Genomic DNA, 23,267 nt, shown 5'->3' with positions numbered 1-23,267 from the left:
AAGGCAGACCCGAGGGTCTGCCACACTGTTTAACGGGGCGCGATCTCCCGGTCTCGCCCGGCTAAGATGCCGCAGAGGGCCATTATCACGGCGGCCAGGGCGCAGCCCAGAAGCGGTATTTGCCAGTCTCCCGCGCTATCGTGAATTTTCCCCATCAGCGGGGGACCGCAGGCGGCGAGCAGATAGCCAATCGACTGCGCCATGCCGGACAACGCCGCCGCCTGGTGTGCAGAACTGGCGCGCAGACCGATGAACGTCAGGCCGAGGATCATCGTTGCCCCTGTGCCAAAGCCAAACACCAGCGTCCACATCACCGCCATGCCCGGCAGAAACCATAATCCCGCCGCGCTTATCGCGCACATCAGCGCCACCGCGCCTGCGATCGCCCGCTGGTCTTTCAGACGGTGGAGGATCAGCGGAACGGCGAGTCCCGGCACGGCCGTAGCCAGCTGCAACAGACCGTGCACCGAGCCAGCCTGCGCTTCGCTGTAGCCGTGGCTCAGCAGTATCGCCGGCAGCCAGCCGATGATGACGTAGTAAATCAGCGAGTTTATCCCCAAAAAGAGCGTGACCTGCCAGGCGAGGGCCGAGCGCCAGATCGCGCGGTTATGCAGCGCGCCTGCGGCCGTTACCGTTGCGACGTGTTTCTGACGCCACTGGGGCAGCCAGAGCAGCAGCGCGACCAGCGGAAACGCCATCAGCATCAGCAGCGCGCCATGCCAGCCAGCGCTACCCTGTGCCAGGGGAACGATCATTGCCGAACCGAACGCCGCCGAGACGCCCATCGTCAGGGAATAGGCGCCGGTGAGCTTCGCCACCTGGCCGGGAAAATCACGCTTAATTAATCCGGGTAACAGCACGTTCCCGAGTGCAATACCGCAGCCGACGATCGCCGTTCCGGTGAAAAGCAAAGCGGCGGAAGGCAGGGAGCGAACGGCAATCCCGACGCAAATCAGCAGCAGGGCGATAAACAGGCTGCGCTCCATGCCGATACGCCGGGCAACGCCCGCGGCGAGCGGCGAGACAATAGCGAAAGCCAGCAGGGGCAGGGTGGTCAGCAGACCGGTTTGCGCCGTGCTTAAGCCATAATCAAGACGAATAGTGTCGAGCAGTGGCGCTGCGCCGGTAAAGGTAACGCGAAGCGTAGTGGCAATCATCAGGATGCCTGCAATCAACAGCGCGCCGTGTTTTCCTGAGGTGCGAATAGCAGTAGTCATTATGTTCTCATACGTTCAAGCGAGCGCACACAATACCCATTTTATCAGCGGTTGAAATCAGGCTAAAATGACAGTTTATCGCTCATATCGGACAAACTGATGATTGGTCTGGGACTGGAAGGCTACGATCCTGATAGCCAGTGCGATGCGGCCGTCGCATTTCGCATCCGCGTGGTGGCGGAGGAACAGTATATTCCCCGGCATCATCACCGTAAGGGGCAGCTGATTCTTGCCCTCGGCGGCGCAATCACCTGTGAAGTGGAAAATGCCATGCTGATGGTTCCACCTCAGTATGCCGTCTGGATCCCCGGCCAGATGCCGCACAGCAACAGGGCCACGCCGGGCGCGCAGCTCTGCTTTTTGTTTATTGAGCCGGGGGCCGTCAGCCTGCCCGAGCGCTGCTGTACCCTGAAAATCTCCCCCCTGGTGCGGGAGCTGATTTTATCGCTCGCGGAAAAATCTCGTGATCAGCTGCAGCTCGCGGCCACCTCGCGTCTGGTGGACGTCCTGTTTGACGAGCTGCCGCTCCAGCGTCAGGAGCATCTGCAGCTGCCCGTCTCGCCCCATCCCAAAATTCGGCTGATGAGCGAGAAAATGGCGGAAGAGCCCGCCGCCTGGCAGACGCTGGCGCAGTGGGCGAGCCACTTCGCCATGAGCGAACGCAGCCTGGCGCGGCTGGTGGTGAAAGAGACCGGCTTAAGCTTTCGCCGCTGGCGTCACCAGCTGCAGCTGATTGTGGCATTACAGCACCTGATCGGCGGGAAATCGGTACAGCAGGTGGCCCAGTCACTGGGCTATGACTCTACCACCGCGTTTATCACCATGTTCAGAAAGGGACTGGGCCAGACGCCAGCGCGTTATATGGCCAGCCTGACTACGACTTCCCGATAAACAGAGAGACAAGGCCTGCCGCAATCAGCGGGCCGACCGGTACGCCACGAAAGAGCGCCACGCCCAGCACGGTGCCCACCAGCAGACCCGCCACCAGCGAGGGCTGGCTGCTCATCAGCGTAACGCCGCGTCCCCCCAGCCACGAAACAAAAATCCCCACCGCGATCGCCACCAGCGATTTCCAGTTTACAAACGAGTGCAGCAGGGTTGATGCGGGAAGGGTGCCGCTGGCGATCGGCGCCATTACCCCAATGGTCAAGATAATGATCCCGATGGTGAGGCCTTGTTTTTCTATCCACGGGAAAAAGGTATTTAACGGGGTCACGCGCACAATAATCAGCACCAGAATCGAGATGGCGACGGTGGTGTTATGGCTGACAAAGCCGAGCGCGGCCAGTGCCAGAAGAATGAGCAGAGTAGGGTCAAACATAAGGAATCCTTGCCAGAAAAATTGTTCTGTTTACTGTACGCGCAAACGCGGCAGAGAACAGTTTTAAAAAGATTTTATCGTTGTCATTACCTTGTCATTTACGCGGATTAAAACGAAAGCAGATATCGCAAAAGGGGTCGCCATCATGAACGATCACATGTTTGTTGAAACGCTGATTATCTCCTCATCGTTTTTCGCTATTGCCGCTATTCTCGTTGCCTCCGTGCTGTTTCTGGAACGAAAAGGCTGACAGGGCGTCAGCCATCGCAGTTACGCTTTATGGAAGGTGACAAGCTCAGGACGGGCGATGCGCAGGTAATCCTGGGTATCCATAATCACGGATTTCTCCAGCAGGCCGGCGTTAAACGCGATTTCGTCAAAACGCTCGAACAGCAGCGGGTCGGCAACCAGTGCCAAATCAGGATGGAAGCTAAAGGGCGGGATAGCGCCGAAAACGCAGGCGGTCAGGGCATCGACTTCCGCCGGGCTGGCGAGGGAGGCTTTTAGCCCGCCAAAATGGCTTGCAAGCTGGCTCAGGTCAGCCTGCAGATCGGCGGCGAGGATCGCCAGAACGTGTTTTTTTACGCCGTTTCCCTTCACCTTGCAGACCAGGGCTTTTGCGCCTTGCCGCAGGTCGGTCCCGCGAATGTCACTTACCGCTTCACATTTCCCGACAGCCTCGTGCTCCATGACGCGAAACCGCGCGCCCTGCTCGGTGAGTAAGGTAATCAGTTGCTGGTGGGTTCCTGCCCCAATAACGTCATCAGTCATAACGATTTCCCGGTGATAATCCAGTATGCAGCGTTCTACATTAGCACGGGATGAGCGGGGTCGAAAGAAAACAGCCAGCGGGCTCGCTGGCTGTTGGATTATGCGTTGCTGGTAGCAGACTGCTTGTGGAACAGCTCCCTGAACACCGGATAAATATCATCCTGGTCACGGATATGCTGCATGGCAAAATTGTCGAACATCGCCTGCAGATGCTCATATTCTCGCCACAGGGTCTGGTGCGCGCGGCGGGTGATTTCGATATAGCTGTAGTAACGCACCACAGGCAGAATTTTCTTCGCCAGAATCTCGTGACACAGCGGTGAGTCGTCGGCCCAGTTATCGCCGTCCGACGCCTGCGCAGCATAAATATTCCACTGCGCCGGGTCGTAGCGCTCTTTGACCACTTCATCCATCAGCTTCAGCGCGCTCGAGACGATGGTCCCCCCGGTTTCCTGAGAGTAGAAGAACTCATGTTCATCCACCTCCTTCGCCTGGGTGTGGTGGCGGATATAGACCACCTCCACGTTCTTATAGGTTCTGCTCAGGAAAAGGTAGAGCAAAATATAAAAACGCTTCGCCATATCCTTGGTTGCCTGGTCCATCGAGCCGGACACGTCCATCAGACAGAACATCACCGCCTGGCTGGAGGGCTCAGGGCGTTTTTCGTAGTTCTTGTAGCGCAGGTCAAAGGTGTCGATAAACGGGACCCGTTCGATCTTCGCCCTCAGCTCTGCAATCTCTTTACGCAGGCGCTCCTCTTCCAGCAGTTGCGCCGGTTCCGTGTTTTCCACCACCTTCAGGCTGCTCTCCAGCTCGCGCAGCTCGCGCCGTTTTCCTGCCGTCATGGCCGTGCGTCGCGCCAGCGAATTCTGCAGCGAACGTACGACGCTGATGTTGGCGGGTACGCCGTTGGCGGTGTAGCCCGCGCGGTGGGTTTTATATTCATTAAGCTGACGATGCTGATTCTTTTTCAGATTCGGCAGCGCCAGGTCTTCGAACAGCAGGTCGAGATATTCATCTTTTGAAATCTGGAAGACAAATTCGTCCTGACCTTCACCGTCCTGGCTGGCCTGTCCCTGACCGCTTCCTGAACCACCTCCGCCGCCCTGAGGGCGCTCAATTCTGTCGTTCTGAACGAAGTGGTCATTACCTGGGTGTACGCGATGGCGCAGGCCGCCTCGCCCCTGATGAAACATCGGTTCGCTGATGTCATCGGTGGGGATGGAGACAGACTCGCCGCTGTCGACGTCGGTCACCGAGCGTTTGTTGATGGCCTCGGAGATAGACTGTTTAATTTGCGCTTTATAACGACGCAAGAAGCGCTGGCGGTTCACCGTGCTCTTGTTTTTGCCGTTAAGACGCCGGTCAATAAACCAGGTCATATACCCCCCGTACTGCATTTGCCAACTTGCATTTTGTAGGCCCGGCAGGCTCTAAGCGCCGCCGGGCACTTGTTTTAAGACGATTTACGCACGCGCAGGTACCATTCGCAGAGCAGGCGGACCTGTTTGCGGGTGTAGCCTTTTTCCATCATACGGTCGACAAAATCGTCGTGTTTTTTCTGTTCATCGGTTGAGGTTTTGGCGTTAAACGAGATCACCGGCAGCAGCTCTTCGGTATTGGAGAACATTTTCTTCTCAATGACCGTGCGCAGTTTCTCGTAGCTAGTCCAGTTCGGATTGCGCCCGTTGTTATGCGCTCTGGCGCGCAGGACGAAGTTCACAATCTCATTACGGAAGTCTTTCGGGTTGCTGATCCCGGCAGGCTTCTCGATTTTTTCCAGCTCCGCGTTCAGGGATTCACGGTCAAACAGCTGGCCGGTATCCGGGTCGCGGTACTCCTGATCCTGGATCCAGAAGTCAGCGTAAGTGACATAACGGTCGAAAATGTTCTGCCCGTACTCTGAATAGGATTCCAGGTAGGCCGTCTGGATCTCTTTGCCAATGAACTCGGCGTATTTCGGGATCAGGTAACCTTTCAGGAACTCAAGATAGCGTTCAGCCTGCTCCTGCGGGAACTGTTCGCGTTCGATTTGCTGTTCCAGCACGTAGAACAGGTGAACCGGGTTGGCCGCCACTTCCGCATGGTCGAAGTTAAAGACGCGGGAGAGGATCTTAAACGCGAAACGCGTGGACAGACCGTTCATCCCCTCATCAACCCCGGCATAGTCGCGATATTCCTGATACGACTTCGCTTTCGGGTCGGTATCTTTCAGGCTCTCACCGTCATAGACGCGCATTTTTGAGTAAATGCTGGAGTTTTCCGGCTCTTTCAGGCGCGAAAGAATGGAGAAGCGTGACAGCGTTTCCAGCGTGCCCGGCGCGCAGGGAGCGTGCACAAGCTCACTGTGGTTAAGCAGTTTCTCGTAAATTTTGATCTCTTCAGAGATCCGCAGGCAGTAAGGCACCTTGACGATGTACACGCGGTCAAGGAAGGCCTCATTGTTTTTGTTATTACGGAAGGTCACCCATTCAGATTCGTTCGAGTGGGCGAGAATAATCCCGTTAAACGGCAGGGCGGAGATACCTTCCGTCCCGTTGTAGTTGCCTTCCTGGGTAGCCGTCAGCAGCGGATGCAGCACTTTAATCGGTGCTTTAAACATCTCAACGAACTCCATGATCCCCTGGTTAGCCCGGCACAGCGCGCCTGAGTAACCGTAGGCATCCGGATCGTTTTGCGCGAAGTTTTCCAGCTTGCGGATGTCAACTTTACCCACCAGCGCCGAGATGTCCTGGTTGTTCTCATCGCCGGGTTCAGTTTTGGCGATGGCGATCTGTTCAAGGATAGATGGCCAGACCTTCACCACGCGGAATTTGGTGATATCGCCACCAAACTCGTGCAGGCGTTTTGCCGCCCACGGCGACATGATGGTGCCGAGGTAGCGACGCGGAATACCGTATTCTTTATCCAGAATCTGCGCATCTTCCTGCGGATTGAACAGGCACAGCGGATGGTCATTCACCGGGCTGCGCTCGCCGTTGGCGCTCAGCACATAGATAGGCACGCGCTGCATCAGCGACTTCAGGCGTTCCGCCAGCGAGGATTTACCGCCGCCCACGGGGCCGAGTAAATAGAGGATCTGTTTCTTCTCTTCCAGACCCTGAGCGGCATGCTTCAGATAGGAGACAATCTGTTCGATGGCATCTTCCATACCATAGAACTCTTCAAACGCCGGATATCGGGCGACCACCCGATTCGAAAAGAGACGGGAAAGCCGGGGTTCCAGGGCAGTGTCAACCATGTTTGGCTCACCAATAGCCATCAATAGCCGTTCTGCCGCATTGGCATAGGCACTGCGATCTTGCCGACAGATGGTAAGAAACTCCTGCAGTGTGAACTCTTCGTCCTTGGCAGCTTCATAGCGCTGGCGATAGTGATCGAATATATTCATGGCATGCCGTCCTTTCGTTTTTTAGCACAGGATAAGAGCCGTTCGTATGAGTAGTGGAGGCTCCCGGAAGAGAATCTCTCGCACCTCACTGCCAGAGCAGCAACCTGTATGCCAGGTCAGACGCTAAGAACCGCAGGGTGTTCAGGAAAACTCTTCTTAAATTAAAGCGTAGATGGCATTTGCAAAACTTGCATGCCCACAAAATCTACTTTCAATGACATATCAATAACTCATCCAAAAATTTCCACTGTCGTTATAAGACAAATGCACGCTTTTCATTCAGCGGTCATATAAATGAAAGCGTGTTGTCATCTGAAAAGTTAAGAATAACGGGTTAATCAGACTGATTAGCAGGCAAAAAATTTTGGGATGTACGGGAATGGCGGTTACACTTCACCCGCTGATTATTTGACTACAGGAAAGAATGGATTGTGACCAAACTCAAACTTCTGGCATTAGGCATCCTTGCCGCGACCGCAGTAAGTACCGCACAGGCGGAAAGTCAGTGGACGGCAGGCGCGGGTGTTGGCGTCATTAACAGCCCGTACAAACAGTATGACCGAGATGTTTATCCTGTTCCCGTTATCACTTATGAAGGCGATAACTTCTGGTTCCGCGGGCTCGGCGGCGGCTACTATCTCTGGAATGACAAGGCCGATAAGCTATCCATCATGGCCTACTACGACCCAACGCACTTCAAGCCGGGTGACAGCGACAGCCACGCGCTTCGCCAGCTCGACAAGCGTAAAAGCTCGATGATGGCCGGGCTCTCATACGTGCATAACACCGAGTATGGCTTCCTGCGTACGGCCCTGGCGGGCGACACGCTGGATAATAGCAACGGCTTTATCTGGGACCTGGCGTGGCTGTACCGCTATACCAACGGTGGGCTGACCCTGACGCCGGGTATTGGTGTGCAGTACAACAGCGAGAACTACAACGACTATTACTACGGCGTCTCTAAAAACGAGTCCCGCCGCAGTGGTCTGAAAAGTTATAGTGCAGATGACGGCTGGGATCCTTACCTGGAGCTGACAGCGAGCTACAACTTCCTTGGCGACTGGAGCGTGTACGGTACCGGCCGCTACGAGCGTCTGAGCGACGAAGTGAAGGATAGCCCGATGGTCGATAAGTCCTGGGCAGGCATCTTCTCTGTGGGTGTGAGCTACAAGTTCTGATTGTGCATTAATTTAGTGCAATCTATGCATCAAAACGGGGCGCTTGCGCCCCGTTTGCTTTAGCGTGGTGCAGAGGAATTATCGCTTCACAATGCGAATCGTCTGCCCTAAACGAGACGGTTTTTCTTCACTCGCTTTCTGCGGGTTGGTCACGCGAGCCGTTTCCACGCAGACAAACGTTTTATAACCCTCATCCGTCATGTCGGCCATGCTGACGGACAGCGCAGGACCCGGGTTCCAGCCCACCACATCGCTGTGATGATGATGGACCACTTCAATGCCGCGGTTCAGGGCGCCGTCGTGGATCACGCTACACGCTTCCGGGTGCAGGTAGACGCGGTCGGTACGGTCAGGGAATGCCTGAACGCCGTCGCTCAGTTTGCCTTCTTTCGCGTTATCGACTTTATCGATATAGGTATCGCCCAGGCCGCTCACCTTCACTGCGCTGATATCACCCACGTTGAAATAGGTGTGCAGGGCAGAGGTGGTCTCGAACTCGCCGTGAGCTTCCAGTTCGATTTCGCAGGTTTTACCCAGCTTGAAGCGGGCATACAGGGTGAAATCGTGCGGCCACAGGGCGCGGGTTTCATCATTAGCCTGCAGCTCAAAGGTCAGCACGGCGCCGTTATCGTCTTCGTTGTGCGCTTTCAGGGTCCACTGCTGGTTACGGGCAAAACCGTGAGAAGGCAAACCCTGCTGGGCTGACGGGCCGAACCACGGCCAGCAGATAGGCACGCCACCGCGGATCGCTGCCCCTTTTTTGAAGGAGGTCGCATCGCTCAGCCACAAACCTTCGGCTTCGCCTTCCGGTTTCCAGGAGAGCAGGTGAGCGCCATTCAGCGCCACGGACGCTTTAACACGCGGATGGTCAACGACGATGATATCAGCACCGTCAATCTGACGGCGGGAGAGCACAGGGGTAAGCTGTTCGACTACCGGAAGTGCAAAAATTTTATTAATCATTAAGCAATCCTCTGTCTTATAAATAAAAAAAGGCGACCGAAGTCGCCTTTTTGGATCAAGCACTCATCTCAACTTATTTGGAGATGTGAGCGATCAGGTCCAGTACTTTGTTAGAGTAGCCAGTTTCGTTGTCGTACCAGGAAACCAGTTTAACGAAGTTGTCGTTCAGTGCGATACCTGCTTTAGCATCGAACACGGAAGTGCACACTTCGCCGTTGAAGTCGGTAGAAACAACGTCGTCTTCGGTGTAGCCCAGAACGCCTTTCATTGCGCCTTCGGAAGCAGCTTTGATTGCTTTCTTAATTTCTTCATAAGAAGCAGCTTTTTCCAGACGAACGGTCAGGTCAACAACGGATACGTTAGGAGTTGGAACGCGGAACGCCATACCAGTCAGTTTGCCATTCAGTTCTGGCAGTACTTTACCTACAGCTTTAGCAGCACCGGTAGAGGATGGGATGATGTTCTGAGCCGCGCCACGGCCGCCGCGCCAGTCTTTGTGAGACGGGCCATCAACGGTTTTCTGAGTAGCGGTGGTCGCGTGAACGGTAGTCATCAGACCTTCGATGATGCCGAAGTTGTCGTTGATAACTTTAGCCAGCGGTGCCAGGCAGTTGGTGGTGCAGGATGCGTTAGAGACGATATCCTGGCCAGCGTAAGTTTCGAAGTTTGCACCACGAACGAACATTGGGGTGTTGTCTTTGGAAGGACCAGTCAGAACAACTTTTTTCGCACCAGCGGTGATGTGTTTACGCGCAGTTTCGTCGGTCAGGAAGATACCGGTTGCTTCAGCAACAACGTCAACACCGATTTCGTTCCATTTCAGGTTAGCTGGGTCTTTTTCAGCAGTAACGCGGATGGTTTTGCCATTAACAACCAGGTGGCCGTCTTTCACTTCAACGGTGCCGTCGAAACGACCGTGAGTTGAGTCGTACTTCAGCATGTACGCCATGTATTCAGCGTCCAGGAGATCGTTGATACCAACGATTTCGATGTCAGAACGTTTCTGAGCAGCACGGAAAACAATACGGCCGATACGGCCAAAACCGTTGATACCTACTTTGATAGTCATATATTCCACCAGCTATTTGTTAGTGAATAAAAGGTTGCCTGTAAAATTACAAAAACCTTACGCAGCGTCAAGCGGAATCGTGTCAATCATTGCGACAAATCAATCCTGTGACTAACGTTTGTGCGACTGACTCGCCTCACTTTCCCTTTGAGCTTGCACCCATATGGGGGCTGCGCCGGGATTTTAAAGTCCTTGCAGGATAAAAATGTGAACGTGATCACAATTGCCTGACCGCTTATTCGCGACACATAAGTTTAGATCAAAAGTGCACGCAAGGGTGTTAATGTTTTGTTAGAATCCGGGTTGAAAGATGTCTGTTTCTACAGCGAGATGTAAGCATATGTCGAACCAACGTAACCCTGACGATTTGAAAAAAAACCTCACAGAAATGCAGTTTTACGTGACGCAGAATCACGGAACGGAACCGCCGTTCACCGGGCGTTTACTGCACAACAAGCGGGACGGCGTCTACCACTGCCTGGTCTGTGATGCCCCGCTGTTTAATTCACAAACGAAATTTGATTCTGGCTGCGGCTGGCCGAGTTTCTATGAGCCGGTGAGCGATGAGGCAATCCGCTATCTGACCGACTCGTCGCACGGCATGGTGCGTACGGAAATTCGCTGCGGCAACTGCGACGCGCACCTTGGGCACGTTTTCCCGGATGGACCTCAGCCTACCGGCGAGCGTTTCTGCGTAAATTCAGCCTCAATGAGCTTCACCGATGATGAAAACGGTGACCAGATTAAGGGTTGAAAAAACGATTCAGCAAATTATTCCTTTGAAAGGGCGCGAGTGTGAATATTGATGACATGATTAGCGGCATGACGCCGGAGATTTATCAGCGTCTGGTGACCGCCGTGGAGCTGGGAAAATGGCCCGACGGCGTTGCGCTGACGCCGGATCAAAAAGAGAACAGTTTGCAGCTGGTGATGCTGTGGCAGGCGCGCAATAACACCGACGCACAGCACATGACGATCGACACCAAAGGCCAGATGGTGATGAAGAGCAAGCGCGAGCTGAAAGAGGACTTCGGTATCACGCCGAAGCCGATTGCGACGATTAAAATGCAATAACGGTGCGGGTTGATGCCCTCTCCTACAGGGAGAGGGCGTAAAAGACTATGCCTGCGTTTCCAGCCAGTCTTCGAGTGTATACAGGGTTGCGCCTTCCGCAGCCATATCCATAAACGCCTGAGCGCTGTCCTGTGGTTGAATGTTCACCCCGCGGCAGCCGTCGGTGATGACGCTGACGGTGTAGCCAAGCTGAAGCGCATCCAGCACGGTGAACTTCACGCAGTAGTCCGTCGCCAGGCCCAGTACGATCAGCTCCGTGATTTCGTGGTGACGCAACCAGGCGTCCAGCGCCGTTTTCTGGCGATGCCCGTTATCAAAAAACGCGCTATAGCTGTCGATAGCCGGGTTTTCACCTTTATGGAACACCGCATCGATGGCCTTTTGATTCAGAAGCGGATGCAGCGCCGCGCCTTCCGTTTGCTGTACGCAGTGATCCGGCCAGAAAGTTTGCGCCAGCCCGTCGAGTTCACCCCGGGTGAAGGGCTCTACGTTGTGCTGGCTGGCAAAGCTGCCGTGATTTGCCGGGTGCCAGTCCTGGCTTGCGACAACTGCTTCACCGCGAGCTTTGCACCAGTCAATCAGCGTGTTGGCCACGTCAACGGTGCTGTCACCTTCGGCGACGGCCAGCGCACCGCCCGCGCAGAAATCATTTTGCAAATCGACCAGTAGCAGGGCGCGTTGCTTCATGAGACCTCCTTATTCGTCCGGGGTCAGTTCGCCGCGCAGGTTTTGCATCATCGCGCTGCGAATGGACTGAATGTCCAGATCCTGACTCAGTAAATAGTGAAGTTTAGTCAGCGTTGCCTCAACGGTCATATCGAAGCCGCTGATCACGCCCGCATGCGCCAGCGCGTTGCCGGTGGCATAGCCCCCCATATTCACTTTACCGGACATACACTGGGTCAGGTTAACGACCACAATTCCGCGCTCGCTGGCTTCCTGAAGCTCTTTCAGAAACTCGCCGTTTTGCGGCGCATTGCCCACGCCGTAGGAGCGCAGGATAAGCGCCTTCACCGGCTGGCGCAGGAAGTTACGCACCACGTCCGCAGAGATACCCGGATAAATGGTGACCACGCCAATCGGTTGCGGGGTAATCGGATGCACAATCAGCTCGCCCGCGGTGTTCGGCGCAGGAGGGGTTCCCAGACGACGGATATGAATCCCGGCCTCCAGCAGCGGCTGCAGGTTGGGTGAGGCAAAGGCGTCAAAGCCGTCGGCGTGGGCTTTGGTGGTGCGGTTCCCGCGATACAGACGGTTGTTAAAGAACAGCGACACTTCGTTAATCGGGTAATTCGCCGCCACGTACAGGGAGTTCAGCAGGTTGATCTGCCCGTCCGAGCGCAGCTCCGCCAGCGGAATTTGCGACCCGGTAACGATAACCGGCTTGCTCAGGTTCTCCAGCATGAAGGAGAGCGCCGAGGCGGTAAACGCCATGGTGTCGGTGCCGTGCAGGATCACGAAGCCGTCGTACTGGTCGTAATGGGCTTTAATATCATCCGCGATATGCTGCCAGTCTTCCGGCGTCATGTCGGAGGAGTCCATCAGCGGCTCGTATTCGTGGATGGTAAAGTCAGGCATTTCCGGACGGTGGAATTCGGGCATCAGCGCAAGCTGACGCTGCAGGTGGCCGGAGACGGGGATATAGCCGTTTTCGGAGCGCTGCATACCGATGGTACCGCCAGTGTAGGCTACATAAATCGATTTCTTCTGCATGGTAGTGAGTTCTTGTTCTTCAAAAGAAAAAAATCCCCTCTTCGCGGGAAGAGGGGACGGTTTTAACGGACGTTCGCGCAGGTCAGGCAAAACGCGTAACGACTCTGTGGATCGTTAAAGGCCGCAAGCTTATCGCTTTCTGCCTTCATCGCTTTTGCCGCCGTGGCGACCGGCGCAGGCAGGTAAGCCTGCAGCGCCTCCGGCAGCATGGCACGTACCGAGCCGGACATGCTGTCCATGACCATATCGAAGAACGACGGTTCGTCCTGGTAATACTCGATATGCCACTGTTTCAGCTTCGCTAGTTCGGCGGCTTTCTTCACCGCGTCATCGAAGTCACCCAGACTGTCGACCAGACCGTTGCTCTTCGCATCCTGGCCGGTCCAGACGTGGCCCTGTGCAATCTGGTCGATCTGCTCAGGCGTCTTTTTACGCGAGTCCGCGACCAGGGTGATAAAGCGTTTATAGCCGTTCTCAATGCTGAGCTGCATCATCTCAGAAACTTCCGGCGGCAGGGATTTGGTCACCGACACATCCGCCAGCGGAGAGGTTGCTACACCATCGGTATGCACGCCCAGAGAATCCAGGCTGTTTTCCACGGTGTTGATCACCCCGAAGATGCCAATCGAGCCGGTCAGCGTGCTTGGGTTAGCCACGATGTAGTTGGCTGGCGTGGAGATCCAGTAACCTCCGGAGGCGGCCATTCCGCCCATTGAGACGACGACCGGCTTGCCTGCGGCGCGGGCCGCGGCCAGTTCAGCACGGATCACCTCTGAGGCGCTGACGCTGCCGCCAGGGCTGTTGACCCGCAGGACAATTGCCTTCACTTTCGGATCGAGGCGAGCATCGCGGATTTGCGACGCGGTAGTATCGCCGCCCACGTTCCCCGGGGTCTCCTGACCGTCCATGATCGCACCGTTGGCAAAGACCACCGCGACGCTGTCACCGTTCTCATCCGGTTTTTTCGTCGAGTAATCATACATGCTGATGGCGCTGTAATTTTTGTCCTCTTTGCTCCAGCCAAACTGTTTGCTCAGGGATTTTTCAATCTCGGCGCTGGTGCCCAGGGCATCAACCAGTTTGTTATCGAGCGCATATTTTGCGGTATCACCGTCAACCTTACGCAGGCCTTCGAGCAAGCCCTGCGCGCCAGGGAACACCTGCTCAGGCGTAATCTGACGGTTAGCGGCAACGGTGCCGAGATAGTTCTGCCACAGCTCGCCAATCCAGCGGCTATCTGCTTCGCGGGCGGCAGGGGACATATCGTCGCGGATAAACGGCTCCACGGCAGATTTGTACGTACCGACGCGGAAGACGTGGGTGGTGACCTTCAGCTTGTCGAGCAGCGATTTATAGTACAGGCCGTTGGTGGCAAAGCCGTGCAGATCGACCGTGCCCTGCGGGGAGAGCCAGATCTTATTGGCGAAGCTCGCCAGATAATATTGCCCCTGGCTGTAGCTGTCGCCCACGGCAATCACCGGCTTGCCGCTGTCGCGGAACTCGCGCAGCGCTTTACCGATGTACTGCATGGAAGGCTGATCGCCACCGGCAAAATCTTTCAGATCCAGCACGATGCCGGTGATGTTGCGGTCATCTTTGGCCTGACGGATGGTATCGACGATATCGAACAGGGAATTTTCCTGCAGGCGGTCTGATGTCGCGCCAAACAGCTGACGGCTGATTACGCCCAGACGGCTGCTGGCGGAAGGTTTATCAACAATAACGCCGGTGATATCGAGTAACAGCGCCCCGCGAGTCGAATGCTGCGCCTGATTCGCGTTGCTGATGTGCATCCAGATTCCCGCGCAAACCAGAACCAGAAAAATGAAGAAAATGTTCATCACCAGGTTGCGGACGAAGTTGAGCAGTCGCCACGTCCATTTAAAGAAACCGGCAATGATTCGCCAAAGGGTTCGCATGTATTCTCCCTAACCAGAAAATGACTGTTTCCGTCGCCACTGGACGGTAATGTTGGGTTATCGTAATGACCCAACCGCCACTTGTCAGCAGGAATCGCCTGCCAGGCTGTAACAAAATCTGCCGTCGTGTTAATTTTGTGAGTAAATTTCAAGAAAGGAGTTAACCAATGGACGCACTCGAACTGCTTGTTAACCGCCGTAGCGCTTCCCGTCTGGCCGAACCTGCCCCGGCAGGCGAGCAGCTGGAGAACATTCTGCGTGCCGGCATGCGTGCCCCCGATCATGGCACACTGCAGCCGTGGCACTTCTTTGTAATTGAAGGCGAAGGCCGCGATCGTTTCAGCCAGCTGCTGGAGCAGGGGGCGGTGGCCGCCGGGCAGGATGAGAAGGGCATCGACAAGGCGCGCAATGCCCCGTTCCGTGCACCGATGATTATTGCTGTCTTGGCGAAATGCCAGGCCGACCATAAGGTGCCGGTCTGGGAGCAGGAAATGTCCGCGGGCTGTGCGGTAATGGCGATGCAAATGGCCGCCGTCGCGCAGGGCTTCAACGGCATCTGGCGCACCGGGCCGCTGACGGAGAGCGCAGCCGTACGGGAAGGATTCTCCTGTGGCGAGCATGACAAAATTGTCGGCTTCCTCTATCTCGGTACTCCGCAGCTTAAAGCCTCCAGCACCATCAGCGTGCCGGACACCACGCCTTTCGTCAGCCGTTTCTGATAACGCGCTAAACTGTCTGGATTCTGAGCATCTGCCGCAGAATTCAGACAGTCATACTTACCTCTTTATGGAATGAGCGCTACCATAGCGCGATTGAGATGACAGGAGACGTCCATGAGCGAGCAAACCATTCGTTTAACGCAGTACAGCCACGGAGCCGGTTGCGGTTGTAAAATTTCCCCGAAAGTGCTGGAGACCATCCTGCACAGCGAACAGGCGAAGTTTGTCGACCCGAACCTGCTTGTCGGCAATGAAACGCGTGACGATGCTGCAGTTTATGACTTAGGTAACGGCACCAGCATTATCAGTACCACCGACTTCTTTATGCCGATTGTCGACAACCCGTTCGACTTCGGACGCATTGCGGCCACCAACGCCATCAGCGATATCTTCGCAATGGGCGGTAAGCCGATTATGGCGATCGCCATTCTGGGCTGGCCGATCAACACCATCCCGCCGGAAGTGGCCCGTGAAGTGATTGATGGCGGCCGTTTCGCCTGCCAGCAGGCGGGAATTGCGCTGGCCGGCGGTCACTCTATCGATGCGCCGGAGCCTATCTTCGGCCTGGCCGTTACCGGCGTGGTGCCGACCGAACGCGTGAAGCGCAACAGCACCGCGCAGGCGGGCTGCAAGCTGTTTCTCACCAAGCCGCTGGGCATTGGCGTGCTGACCACCGCCGAGAAAAAATCCCTGCTGAAACCGGAGCACAAAGGGCTGGCAACCGAAGTCATGTGCCAGATGAACCTCGCCGGTGCGGCGTTTGCCAATATCGACGGCGTGAAGGCGATGACCGACGTGACCGGTTTTGGTCTGCTGGGACACCTCTCCGAGGTGTGTCAGGGCGCGGGCGTGCAGGCGCAGGTCTGGTATAAGGACGTGCCGAAGCTGCCGGGCGTGGAAGAGTATATTGCTCAGGGCGCGGTTCCGGGCGGTACCCAGCGTAACTTCGCCAGCTACGGTCACCTGATGGGCGAAATGCCTGAGGAGTGGCGCAACCTGCTGTGCGATCCGCAAACCTCCGGCGGCCTGCTGCTGGCGGTGACGCCGGAATCCGAAGCCGAGGTTCAGGCTACGGCCGCCGAGTTCGGCATTACCCTGACGGCAATCGGCGAGCTGGTGACCGCGCGCGGTGGCCGACCGATGATTGAGATCCGTTAATTCGATGCGGTTGTTTATTGCCGAAAAGCCGAGCCTGGCCCGTGCCATCGCCGACGTGCTGCCTAAGCCGCATCGCAAAGGCGACGGCTTTATCGAATGCGGTAACGGGCAGGTGGTCACATGGTGTATTGGTCACCTGCTTGAGCAGGCGCAGCCGGATGTCTATGACAGCCGCTACGCCCGCTGGAATTTGAACGATCTGCCCATCGTGCCTGAAAAATGGCGCCTGCAGCCCCGACCTTCGGTGACCAAACAGCTCAACGTGATCAAGCGCTTCCTGCATGAAGCCGATGAAATCGTGCACGCGGGTGACCCGGACAGGGAAGGACAGCTGCTGGTGGATGAGGTGCTGGACTATCTTGAGCTGGCGCCGGAAAAGCGCCAGCAGGTGCAGCGCTGTCTGATCAACGACCTCAACCCGCAGGCGGTGGAGCGAGCCATTTCGCGCCTGCGCGCCAACAGCGAATTTATCCCGCTGTGCGTCTCCGCGCTGGCCCGCGCGCGCGCCGACTGGCTGTACGGTATCAACATGACCCGCGCCTATACCATCCTCGGGCGCAACGCGGGCTATCAGGGCGTGCTCTCCGTGGGGCGCGTGCAGACGCCGGTGCTGGGGCTGGTCGTGCGTCGTGATGAAGAGATTGAAAACTTCGTCGCCAAAGATTTCTTTGAGGTGAAAGCGCATATCGTCACGCCTAAGGACGAGCGCTTTACCGCCGTCTGGCAGCCGAGCGATGCCTGCGAGTCGTATCAGGATGAAGAGGGGCGTCTGCTCCATCGTCCGCTGGCGGATCATGTGGTTAACCGCATTACCGGACAGCCCGCTATCGTCACCAGCTATAACGATAAACGGGAATCAGAACCCGCGCCTCTGCCGTTCTCGCTGTCGGCCCTGCAGATTGAGGCCGCGAAGCGCTTTGGCCTCAGCGCGCAGAACGTGCTGGATATCTGCCAGAAGCTCTATGAAACCCACAAGCTGATCACCTATCCGCGTTCGGACAGCCGCTATCTGCCGGAAGAGCACTTTGCCGGTCGTCATTCGGTGATGAACGCCATCAGCGTGCACGCGCCGGACCTGCTCCCGCAGTCGGCGGTGAATCCGGATACCCATAACCGCTGCTGGGACGATAAAAAAGTCGATGCCCACCACGCGATTATCCCGACGGCGCGCGCCAGCAGCGTCAACCTGACGGATAACGAAGCGAAGGTCTACAACCTGATCGCCCGTCAGTACCTGATGCAGTTCTGCCCGGACGCGGTGTTCCGCAAATGCGTGATCGAGCTGGAAATCGCGAAAGGAAAGTTTATCGCCAAAGCCCGTTTCCTCGCGGAAGCAGGCTGGCGTACCCTGCTGGGGAACAAAGAGCGTGACGAGGAGAACGACGGCACGCCGCTGCCCGTCGTCGCTAAAGACGACGAGCTGCTGTGTGAAAAAGGGGAAGTGGTGGAACGCCAGACCCAGCCGCCGCGCCATTTCACCGATGCGACGCTGCTGTCGGCGATGACCGGGATCGCCCGGTTCGTGCAGGATAAAGATCTGAAGAAGATCCTGCGCGCCACCGACGGTCTGGGTACGGAAGCAACGCGAGCGGGGATCATCGAGCTGCTCTTTAAGCGCGGTTTTCTTGAGAAGAAGGGGCGCTATATCCATTCGACCGAGCCGGGACGCGCGCTGATTCATTCCCTGCCGGAGCTGGCCGCCAGGCCGGACATGACCGCGCACTGGGAATCGGTGCTGACGCAGATCAGCGAGAAGCAGTGTCGCTATCAGGACTTTATGCAGCCGCTGGTCGGGACGCTTTACCAGCTGATCGATCAGGCGCGCAGCACGCCGGTGAAAACGTTCAGAGGGATGGTTGCACCCGGTGGTGGCGCGAAGAAACCGTTTAAAAAGAAAAAGAGCGCGGCCTGATACGCCCGGCCGCACGCTATAAACCTTAAATCACACCCTGCCCAATCATCGCATCCGCCACCTTCACGAATCCGGCGATATTCGCCCCGCGCACGTAGTTGGTTTGCGATGCCTCGCCGCCGTACTCCACGCAGGCATGGTGAATATCCAGCATGATGTGATGCAGGCGGGCATCCACTTTTTCCGCCTTCCAGCCGAGACGCGCGGCGTTTTGCGCCATCTCCAGGCCGGACGTCGCCACGCCACCCGCGTTGGCGGCCTTGCCCGGTGCAAACAGTACGCCCGCTTCCAGGAACAGATCCGTCGCTTCGATAGTGGTCGGCATGTTCGCCCCTTCGGCTACCGCCTTCACGCCATTGCTAATCAGCGTGCGCGCGGCGTCTGCATCCAGCTCGTTCTGCGTGGCGCACGGCAGGGCGATATCCACCGGCACGCCCCACGGCTGTTTGCCTTTAAGATACGTCAAGCCAAACTCCCGGGCGTAATCCGCCACGCGTCCATCGCGGCTGGCTTTGATTTCACACAGGCGTGCCAGCTTCTCTGCCGTGAAGCCCGCTTCATCCACCACCGTTCCGCTGGAATCAGAGGCGGTCACTACGCGAGCGCCAAACTGCATCGCTTTCTCAATCGCGTACTGCGCCACGTTACCGGAGCCGGACACCGCGACGCGCATGCCTTCAAAGCCTAAACCGTGGCGCTTGAGCATGGCCTCGGTGAAGTAAACCAGGCCGTACCCGGTCGCTTCCGGGCGGATCAGGCTCCCGCCAAACGACAGCCCCTTACCGGTAAAGACGCAGGCGCTGTTGTTGGAGAGCTTTTTCATCATCCCGGCCATAAAGCCTACTTCACGCCCGCCCACGCCGATATCACCGGCAGGCACGTCGGTGTCAGGACCAAGATGGCGATAGAGTTCGGTCATCAGCGCCTGGCAGAAACGCATGATTTCACCTTCGCTTTTGCCTTTCGGGTCGAAATCGCTGCCGCCTTTCCCGCCGCCCATGGGCAGCGTGGTGAGGGCGTTTTTAAAGGTCTGCTCGAAGCCGAGGAATTTCAGAATCGACAGGTTCACGGACGGATGGAAACGCATGCCGCCCTTAAACGGGCCGATGGCCGAGTTGAACTGTACGCGCCACGCGCGGTTAACCTGCACCTGATTGCGATCGTCAACCCACGTCACGCGGAACTGGATCACGCGCTCTGGCTCGACCAGGCGTTCGAGCAAAGACATCTGGCGATAGCGCGGGTTTTGTTCAAGGAAGGGCCACAGGGTGGTCATCACTTCACGCACGGCCTGCGCGAACTCGCTTTGGTGCGGGTCGCGCTGCTGAACGTGGGCAAGGAAACTTTCCAGAGAGCGTGTCTGATCCATAGATATAAGAACCTCTTATAATAATGTTTGTATATGACTTATGCGATTTGTGTTGTTTTTTTGACTATAACACCCGTACTGCTTTGTCTGGCAAGCAGAAATTTAGGACGAAAGGGAAATTAATGAGAGCGCGGGCGTCATAACCAAAAGCGATGACGAGATAAATTAAAGGTTCCGCGCGGGTTTACCGTTATAGTCATTATCAAGGGAACAACAGGAAGATGTGTCTATGAAACGTTATCTATTAACCGCGTTATGTCTGATCTTCACCGCTGGCGCGCAGGCTGACCGCATTCGTCCGGACGTGGAAGTGAATGTGCCGCCGGAAGTGTTTAGCTCCAGCGGCCAGAATCAAACGGTGCAGCCCTGTAATCAGTGCTGCATCTATCAGAATCAGAACTACTCGGAAGGCGCCGTGGTGAAAGCGGACGGCATTCTGCTGCAGTGCCAGCGCGACGAGCGCGCTATCAGCACGAACCCGCTGGTCTGGCGTCGCGTAAAACAATAAACGCTTCCAGCAGGGGAATATCTGCGGGAGCCAGGGCGTAGCCAAACGCCTCTTCCGGCGTACACCACGCCAGCGCGCTGTGGTAGTGCGCCGTGAGCGCACCGCTAAACGCAGGAACATGCCAGGCGTGCAGGTTGATTAACCGCTGCGAGACCTCGCGCTGGTGGCTTGCCACGTATTGCGCGGGCAGCGCTTCAATACCCAACTCTTCACGCAGCTCGCGGATAAGCGCCTCGGGCTGGGTTTCACCCGCCTCGACTTTGCCGCCTGCAAATTCCCACATGCCCGGCTGGTCGGCGTGGGCAGGGCGCTGTGCCAGTAAAATTTTGTCGTCTTTTTCGATGATGGCGGCAACGACATCGAGTGTTTTCAGCATGGTCGTCAATAATTGATGGCGAAAAAAGACATATTATCGTGCCCTTTCTCAGAGTCCAGCTATCAGGAGAATCAGGTGAAAGAGACTACCGCCTGGGTTGCCCCTATCGAATCCCTTCCCGCCAGCCTTAAACCCATTGCCGTGATGCAAAAAAAGCATTTTGGCGCCGTGCTAAATCCCACGCGCTGGTGGGGGCGCATGCCGCGTCTGTTCTGGCTGGTGGCGCTGTTCGTCGGTTTTCTTGAGCGTCGTCGCGCGCGCCTGACGCCCGTTCTTCGTTCGCTGCTCATGACGCGGGTATCCCAGCTCTGCCACTGTGCTTTCTGTATTGATGCCAACAGCCTGCGGCTGGCCGAGCGCAGCGGGGCGCTGGATAAGGTGCAGGCCGTGAGCGACTGGCAGGGTTCCGCCTTGTTCACGGAGCAGGAGCGCGCGGCGCTGGCCTACGCCGAGGCGGTGACCGCCACGCCGCCCCGGGCGGATGAGGCCATCAGAGCGGCGCTGAAGCGCCACTTTACGGATGACGCCATCACCGAGATGACGGCGCTCATTGCCTTTCAGAATCTCTCCGCCCGCTTTAACGCCGCGCTGGACATCCCGGCGCAGGGGCTGTGCGCCACATTTAACGAGACGCCTCATGCTTGATCGCCATCTTCACCCTCGGATAAAACCCGCTCTGAATTTTATGGTCTCCGTGCTGGACCGACCGGGCATCACGCCCGACGGATTGACCCTGACAGGGTTTGCCATCGGCGTGCTGGCGCTGCCGTTTCTGGCCCTCGGCTGGTATCCGGCGGCGCTGGTCGCCATCGTGCTTAACCGCCTGCTGGATGGTCTGGACGGGGCGCTGGCGCGCCGCAGAGGGCTGAGCGATGCGGGGGGATTTCTCGATATCGCGCTCGATTTTCTTTTCTACGCCCTGGTGCCGTTTGGCTTTGCGCTCGCTGCTCCGGCAGAGAATGCGCTGGCGGCCGCATGGCTGCTGTTTGCGTTTATCGGGACCGGCAGCAGTTTTCTGGCGTTTGCGGCGCTGGCCGCAAAGCACGACATCGACAACCCCGGCTATGCGCACAAGTCGTTTTATTACATCGGTGGGTTAACGGAAGGGACGGAGACCATCGCGCTGTTCGTGCTGTGCTGCCTCTTCCCGGCACACTTTACGCTGTTCGCGTGGGTATTCGGCGCGCTGTGCTGGCTGACCACCACAACGCGCGTCTGGAGCGGCTATGTGACGCTGAAGTCACTCAACCCTTAGAGAGCGCTCTCTGGCCCACGCTCTCCGCTGGTGACCGGGTTCTGCGGGTGACTGCTCCATTCGTACCAGCCGCCGTCATAGACGGCGACATTCTTCCAGCCCATCGCCCGGGCGTACATAAAGGTTTCGGACGCCCGCCAGCCGGTGCCGCAGTAAAACGCGACGTGCTGTTCCGGCAGAATATTCCAGCGCTTCCACTGGGCGGCGATATCGTCCGCGCTGCGCATGGTGCCATCCGGGTTATGGAAATCCTCCATGTGGGTCGCATCGCTGCCCGCGTGGCCCCAGCGGGCACCGGCAATTTCACCTTTTGGCTTGATGTAGCTGTAGCCGCTGGTTTCGCCGATGAACTCCGGCCACGAGCGAATGCTGACCAGGGAGGCATCCTGACGGTGCAGCATGCCGCGCGCCTGTTCCATATCCACCATCAGCTGCGGCTGGCCGGGGATCGGCGCGCCAAAATCGGGGGCGGGTTTGACGGGGCCGGGCACTCCGCCCTGTACCAGCAGTCCCGAATCAGACCATGCCTTCCAGCCGCCGTCCAGAAGACGTACATCTTTCACGCCGGCGTAGAGCATTATCTGGCCCACACGGGCGGCGGCGTAAACGTCGCGACCATACAGAATAACGGTAGTATCATGGCGGATCCCGTGTTTCTCCAGCATCGCTTTCAGCTTGTCGTCAGAGACTTTATTCCACAGCGGTTCGCTTTCAACCTCGTTAGTATCGATGTAGCCCGCCCCGGGAATATGGCCGAGCAGATAAAATTTAGGCGCCCCCCAGCCGGCTTCTATAATCTTCCAGTCGGCTGATGGTGCGGCGGTGATACGTTCCCCTTGTTGCAGGCGATGGATCCACTCCGGGTAAACCAGCTGTTCAAAGTGCGGCAGACGCTGAAGACGGCCGGGGGTCTGCAGCGCATCGCTGAGCAGCGAAACGTGGCGATATCCTGCTTTCTCCAGACGGGCTTTCACCGCCTGGTTATCCCTATCGTCACCGTACAGAGCGATGGCCGTCGCAGGGGTCAACTGATGCTGTTTTGCCCAAAGCGCAAGCTGCTCGTCGCTCATGCTGTCAAGCCAGGCGGCAGCCAGGTTGATTGCGGCGGGTTCATGCCCGGAAGGCGCGCGAAAAGTCTGTGGCCAGCCGTTATAGAAGGCGCTGGGCCGGGTATCGACAGGCGTGCCGTGCTGCGCCTGAAGCTGAGACAGCGTCATCGCGTTGGGCATATTAGCCGCCAGAGAGGAAAAGGACGCGAGGCCGCAGAGCAGAGCCAGCGCGGTCAGTTGAGAAACACGTTTCATCGAATAACCTGACGTCAATAAAAGAGGGGGGCATTGTCGTCTCTCCCGAA

24 protein-coding genes are annotated in these 23,267 nt (G+C 57.0%); 11 read left to right on the top strand and 13 right to left on the bottom strand.

The annotated features are described in order from the left end of the window. Positions 1–29: 29 nt before the first annotated feature. On the bottom strand, positions 30–1,217 hold the full coding sequence (locus tag UR504_RS03055; RefSeq protein ID WP_302234751.1) for a CynX/NimT family MFS transporter: 1,188 nt from the start codon (positions 1,215–1,217) through the stop codon (positions 30–32). A 99-nt stretch (positions 1,218–1,316) separates the two neighbouring features. Between UR504_RS03055 and UR504_RS03050 the strand changes: the two genes are divergently transcribed. Further along, entirely contained in the window at positions 1,317–2,108 is a 792-nt protein-coding gene (locus UR504_RS03050) for an AraC family transcriptional regulator (RefSeq protein WP_302234752.1), read from the top strand. On the opposite strand, the gene UR504_RS03045 is transcribed toward UR504_RS03050, so the two are convergent. After that, the gene (locus tag UR504_RS03045) at positions 2,092–2,538 is read right to left on the bottom strand and encodes a DUF441 domain-containing protein (protein WP_024908579.1); all 447 of its coding nucleotides are present in this window, start codon (positions 2,536–2,538) and stop codon (positions 2,092–2,094) included. The two genes, UR504_RS03050 and UR504_RS03045, sit on opposite strands and share 17 nt — an antisense overlap. 145 nt (positions 2,539–2,683) lie before the next feature. Between UR504_RS03045 and yoaI the strand changes: the two genes are divergently transcribed. Then, positions 2,684–2,788: a small membrane protein YoaI gene (yoaI, locus tag UR504_RS03040; RefSeq protein ID WP_111965575.1), complete on the top strand. Its 105-nt coding sequence runs from the start codon at positions 2,684–2,686 to the stop codon at positions 2,786–2,788. 20 nt (positions 2,789–2,808) lie between these two features. Here the strand turns inward: yoaI and UR504_RS03035 are convergent, their stop codons facing one another. From UR504_RS03035 to yeaG, 3 genes are all read right to left on the bottom strand, one after another. Continuing rightward, positions 2,809–3,309 carry a YbaK/prolyl-tRNA synthetase associated domain-containing protein gene (locus UR504_RS03035; RefSeq protein ID WP_302234753.1) on the bottom strand — a complete coding sequence of 167 codons (501 nt, stop codon included), beginning with the start codon at positions 3,307–3,309 and terminating at the stop codon, positions 2,809–2,811. A 98-nt stretch (positions 3,310–3,407) separates the two neighbouring features. Next, entirely contained in the window at positions 3,408–4,691 is a 1,284-nt protein-coding gene (locus UR504_RS03030; protein ID WP_032651499.1) for a YeaH/YhbH family protein, read from the bottom strand. Between the two features lie 74 nt (positions 4,692–4,765). Next, positions 4,766–6,700 (bottom strand): protein kinase YeaG, encoded by a 1,935-nt coding sequence (yeaG, locus tag UR504_RS03025; protein ID WP_008500713.1) that lies wholly within the window; start codon positions 6,698–6,700, stop codon positions 4,766–4,768. 431 nt (positions 6,701–7,131) lie between these two features. Between yeaG and UR504_RS03020 the strand changes: the two genes are divergently transcribed. Then, complete coding sequence (locus UR504_RS03020; protein WP_302234754.1) at positions 7,132–7,878, top strand: MipA/OmpV family protein; 747 nt, start codon at positions 7,132–7,134, stop codon at positions 7,876–7,878. A 78-nt stretch (positions 7,879–7,956) separates the two neighbouring features. Here the strand turns inward: UR504_RS03020 and UR504_RS03015 are convergent, their stop codons facing one another. Further along, positions 7,957–8,841: a D-hexose-6-phosphate mutarotase gene (locus tag UR504_RS03015; protein ID WP_115874792.1), complete on the bottom strand. Its 885-nt coding sequence runs from the start codon at positions 8,839–8,841 to the stop codon at positions 7,957–7,959. A gap of 73 nt (positions 8,842–8,914) precedes the next feature. Then, the gene (gapA, locus tag UR504_RS03010; RefSeq protein ID WP_014831506.1) at positions 8,915–9,910 is read right to left on the bottom strand and encodes a glyceraldehyde-3-phosphate dehydrogenase; all 996 of its coding nucleotides are present in this window, start codon (positions 9,908–9,910) and stop codon (positions 8,915–8,917) included. Between the two features lie 340 nt (positions 9,911–10,250). Between gapA and msrB the strand changes: the two genes are divergently transcribed. Both msrB and UR504_RS03000 read left to right on the top strand, forming a co-directional pair. Further along, positions 10,251–10,664 carry a peptide-methionine (R)-S-oxide reductase MsrB gene (gene msrB, locus UR504_RS03005; RefSeq protein ID WP_008500710.1) on the top strand — a complete coding sequence of 138 codons (414 nt, stop codon included), beginning with the start codon at positions 10,251–10,253 and terminating at the stop codon, positions 10,662–10,664. 56 nt (positions 10,665–10,720) lie between these two features. Continuing rightward, positions 10,721–10,984: a YeaC family protein gene (locus tag UR504_RS03000; protein ID WP_249429466.1), complete on the top strand. Its 264-nt coding sequence runs from the start codon at positions 10,721–10,723 to the stop codon at positions 10,982–10,984. 45 nt (positions 10,985–11,029) lie between these two features. Here the strand turns inward: UR504_RS03000 and pncA are convergent, their stop codons facing one another. The 3 genes from pncA to sppA form a co-directional block, all read right to left on the bottom strand. Further along, positions 11,030–11,671 carry a bifunctional nicotinamidase/pyrazinamidase gene (pncA, locus tag UR504_RS02995; protein WP_302234755.1) on the bottom strand — a complete coding sequence of 214 codons (642 nt, stop codon included), beginning with the start codon at positions 11,669–11,671 and terminating at the stop codon, positions 11,030–11,032. A gap of 9 nt (positions 11,672–11,680) precedes the next feature. Further along, positions 11,681–12,697 carry an asparaginase gene (ansA, locus tag UR504_RS02990; RefSeq protein ID WP_008500705.1) on the bottom strand — a complete coding sequence of 339 codons (1,017 nt, stop codon included), beginning with the start codon at positions 12,695–12,697 and terminating at the stop codon, positions 11,681–11,683. Positions 12,698–12,759: 62 nt separating this feature from the next. Further along, on the bottom strand, positions 12,760–14,616 hold the full coding sequence (gene sppA, locus UR504_RS02985) for a signal peptide peptidase SppA (protein WP_136194699.1): 1,857 nt from the start codon (positions 14,614–14,616) through the stop codon (positions 12,760–12,762). 167 nt (positions 14,617–14,783) lie between these two features. On the opposite strand from sppA, the gene UR504_RS02980 reads away from it, so the two are divergent. The 3 genes from UR504_RS02980 to UR504_RS02970 all read left to right on the top strand — a co-directional run bounded on the left by UR504_RS02980 (position 14,784) and on the right by UR504_RS02970 (position 18,405). After that, complete coding sequence (locus tag UR504_RS02980) at positions 14,784–15,335, top strand: NAD(P)H nitroreductase (RefSeq protein WP_115874796.1); 552 nt, start codon at positions 14,784–14,786, stop codon at positions 15,333–15,335. Positions 15,336–15,449: 114 nt separating this feature from the next. Further along, the gene (gene selD, locus UR504_RS02975) at positions 15,450–16,493 is read left to right on the top strand and encodes a selenide, water dikinase SelD (protein ID WP_115874797.1); all 1,044 of its coding nucleotides are present in this window, start codon (positions 15,450–15,452) and stop codon (positions 16,491–16,493) included. A gap of 4 nt (positions 16,494–16,497) precedes the next feature. Then, positions 16,498–18,405, top strand: a complete 1,908-nt coding sequence (locus tag UR504_RS02970) for a DNA topoisomerase III (protein WP_302234756.1) — start codon at positions 16,498–16,500, stop codon at positions 18,403–18,405. Positions 18,406–18,430: 25 nt separating this feature from the next. Here the strand turns inward: UR504_RS02970 and gdhA are convergent, their stop codons facing one another. Beyond that, positions 18,431–19,774, bottom strand: coding sequence for an NADP-specific glutamate dehydrogenase (gdhA, locus tag UR504_RS02965; RefSeq protein WP_302234757.1), 1,344 nt, complete (start codon positions 19,772–19,774; stop codon positions 18,431–18,433). Positions 19,775–20,003: 229 nt separating this feature from the next. Here gdhA and UR504_RS02960 point away from each other — a divergent pair, with 229 nt between their 5' ends. Continuing rightward, complete coding sequence (locus tag UR504_RS02960) at positions 20,004–20,282, top strand: DUF1496 domain-containing protein (RefSeq protein WP_115874800.1); 279 nt, start codon at positions 20,004–20,006, stop codon at positions 20,280–20,282. Here the strand turns inward: UR504_RS02960 and UR504_RS02955 are convergent. Next, a complete protein-coding gene (locus UR504_RS02955; protein WP_115874801.1) occupies positions 20,242–20,658 on the bottom strand; it encodes a pyrimidine (deoxy)nucleoside triphosphate diphosphatase in 417 nt (138 codons plus the stop codon). The two genes, UR504_RS02960 and UR504_RS02955, sit on opposite strands and share 41 nt — an antisense overlap. 75 nt (positions 20,659–20,733) lie before the next feature. Here UR504_RS02955 and UR504_RS02950 point away from each other — a divergent pair, with 75 nt between their 5' ends. Together UR504_RS02950 and UR504_RS02945 are read left to right on the top strand one after the other, a co-directional pair. Beyond that, positions 20,734–21,303: a carboxymuconolactone decarboxylase family protein gene (locus UR504_RS02950; RefSeq protein WP_302234758.1), complete on the top strand. Its 570-nt coding sequence runs from the start codon at positions 20,734–20,736 to the stop codon at positions 21,301–21,303. Beyond that, positions 21,296–21,913, top strand: a complete 618-nt coding sequence (locus UR504_RS02945; RefSeq protein WP_149366701.1) for a CDP-alcohol phosphatidyltransferase family protein — start codon at positions 21,296–21,298, stop codon at positions 21,911–21,913. Before UR504_RS02950 ends, UR504_RS02945 begins: the two co-directional genes overlap by 8 nt. Here the strand turns inward: UR504_RS02945 and UR504_RS02940 are convergent. Then, positions 21,910–23,217 carry a rhodanese-like domain-containing protein gene (locus tag UR504_RS02940; RefSeq protein WP_302234759.1) on the bottom strand — a complete coding sequence of 436 codons (1,308 nt, stop codon included), beginning with the start codon at positions 23,215–23,217 and terminating at the stop codon, positions 21,910–21,912. The genes UR504_RS02945 and UR504_RS02940 overlap by 4 nt on opposite strands. Positions 23,218–23,267 lie beyond the last annotated feature (50 nt).

The sequence above is a fragment of the Enterobacter sp. 241F3 genome (assembly GCF_034106785.1).
GTDB lineage: Bacteria > Pseudomonadota > Gammaproteobacteria > Enterobacterales > Enterobacteriaceae > Enterobacter > Enterobacter vonholyi.
Note: the sequence above shows the minus strand (reverse complement) of the source record. Positions and strands in the feature narration are given on the sequence as shown.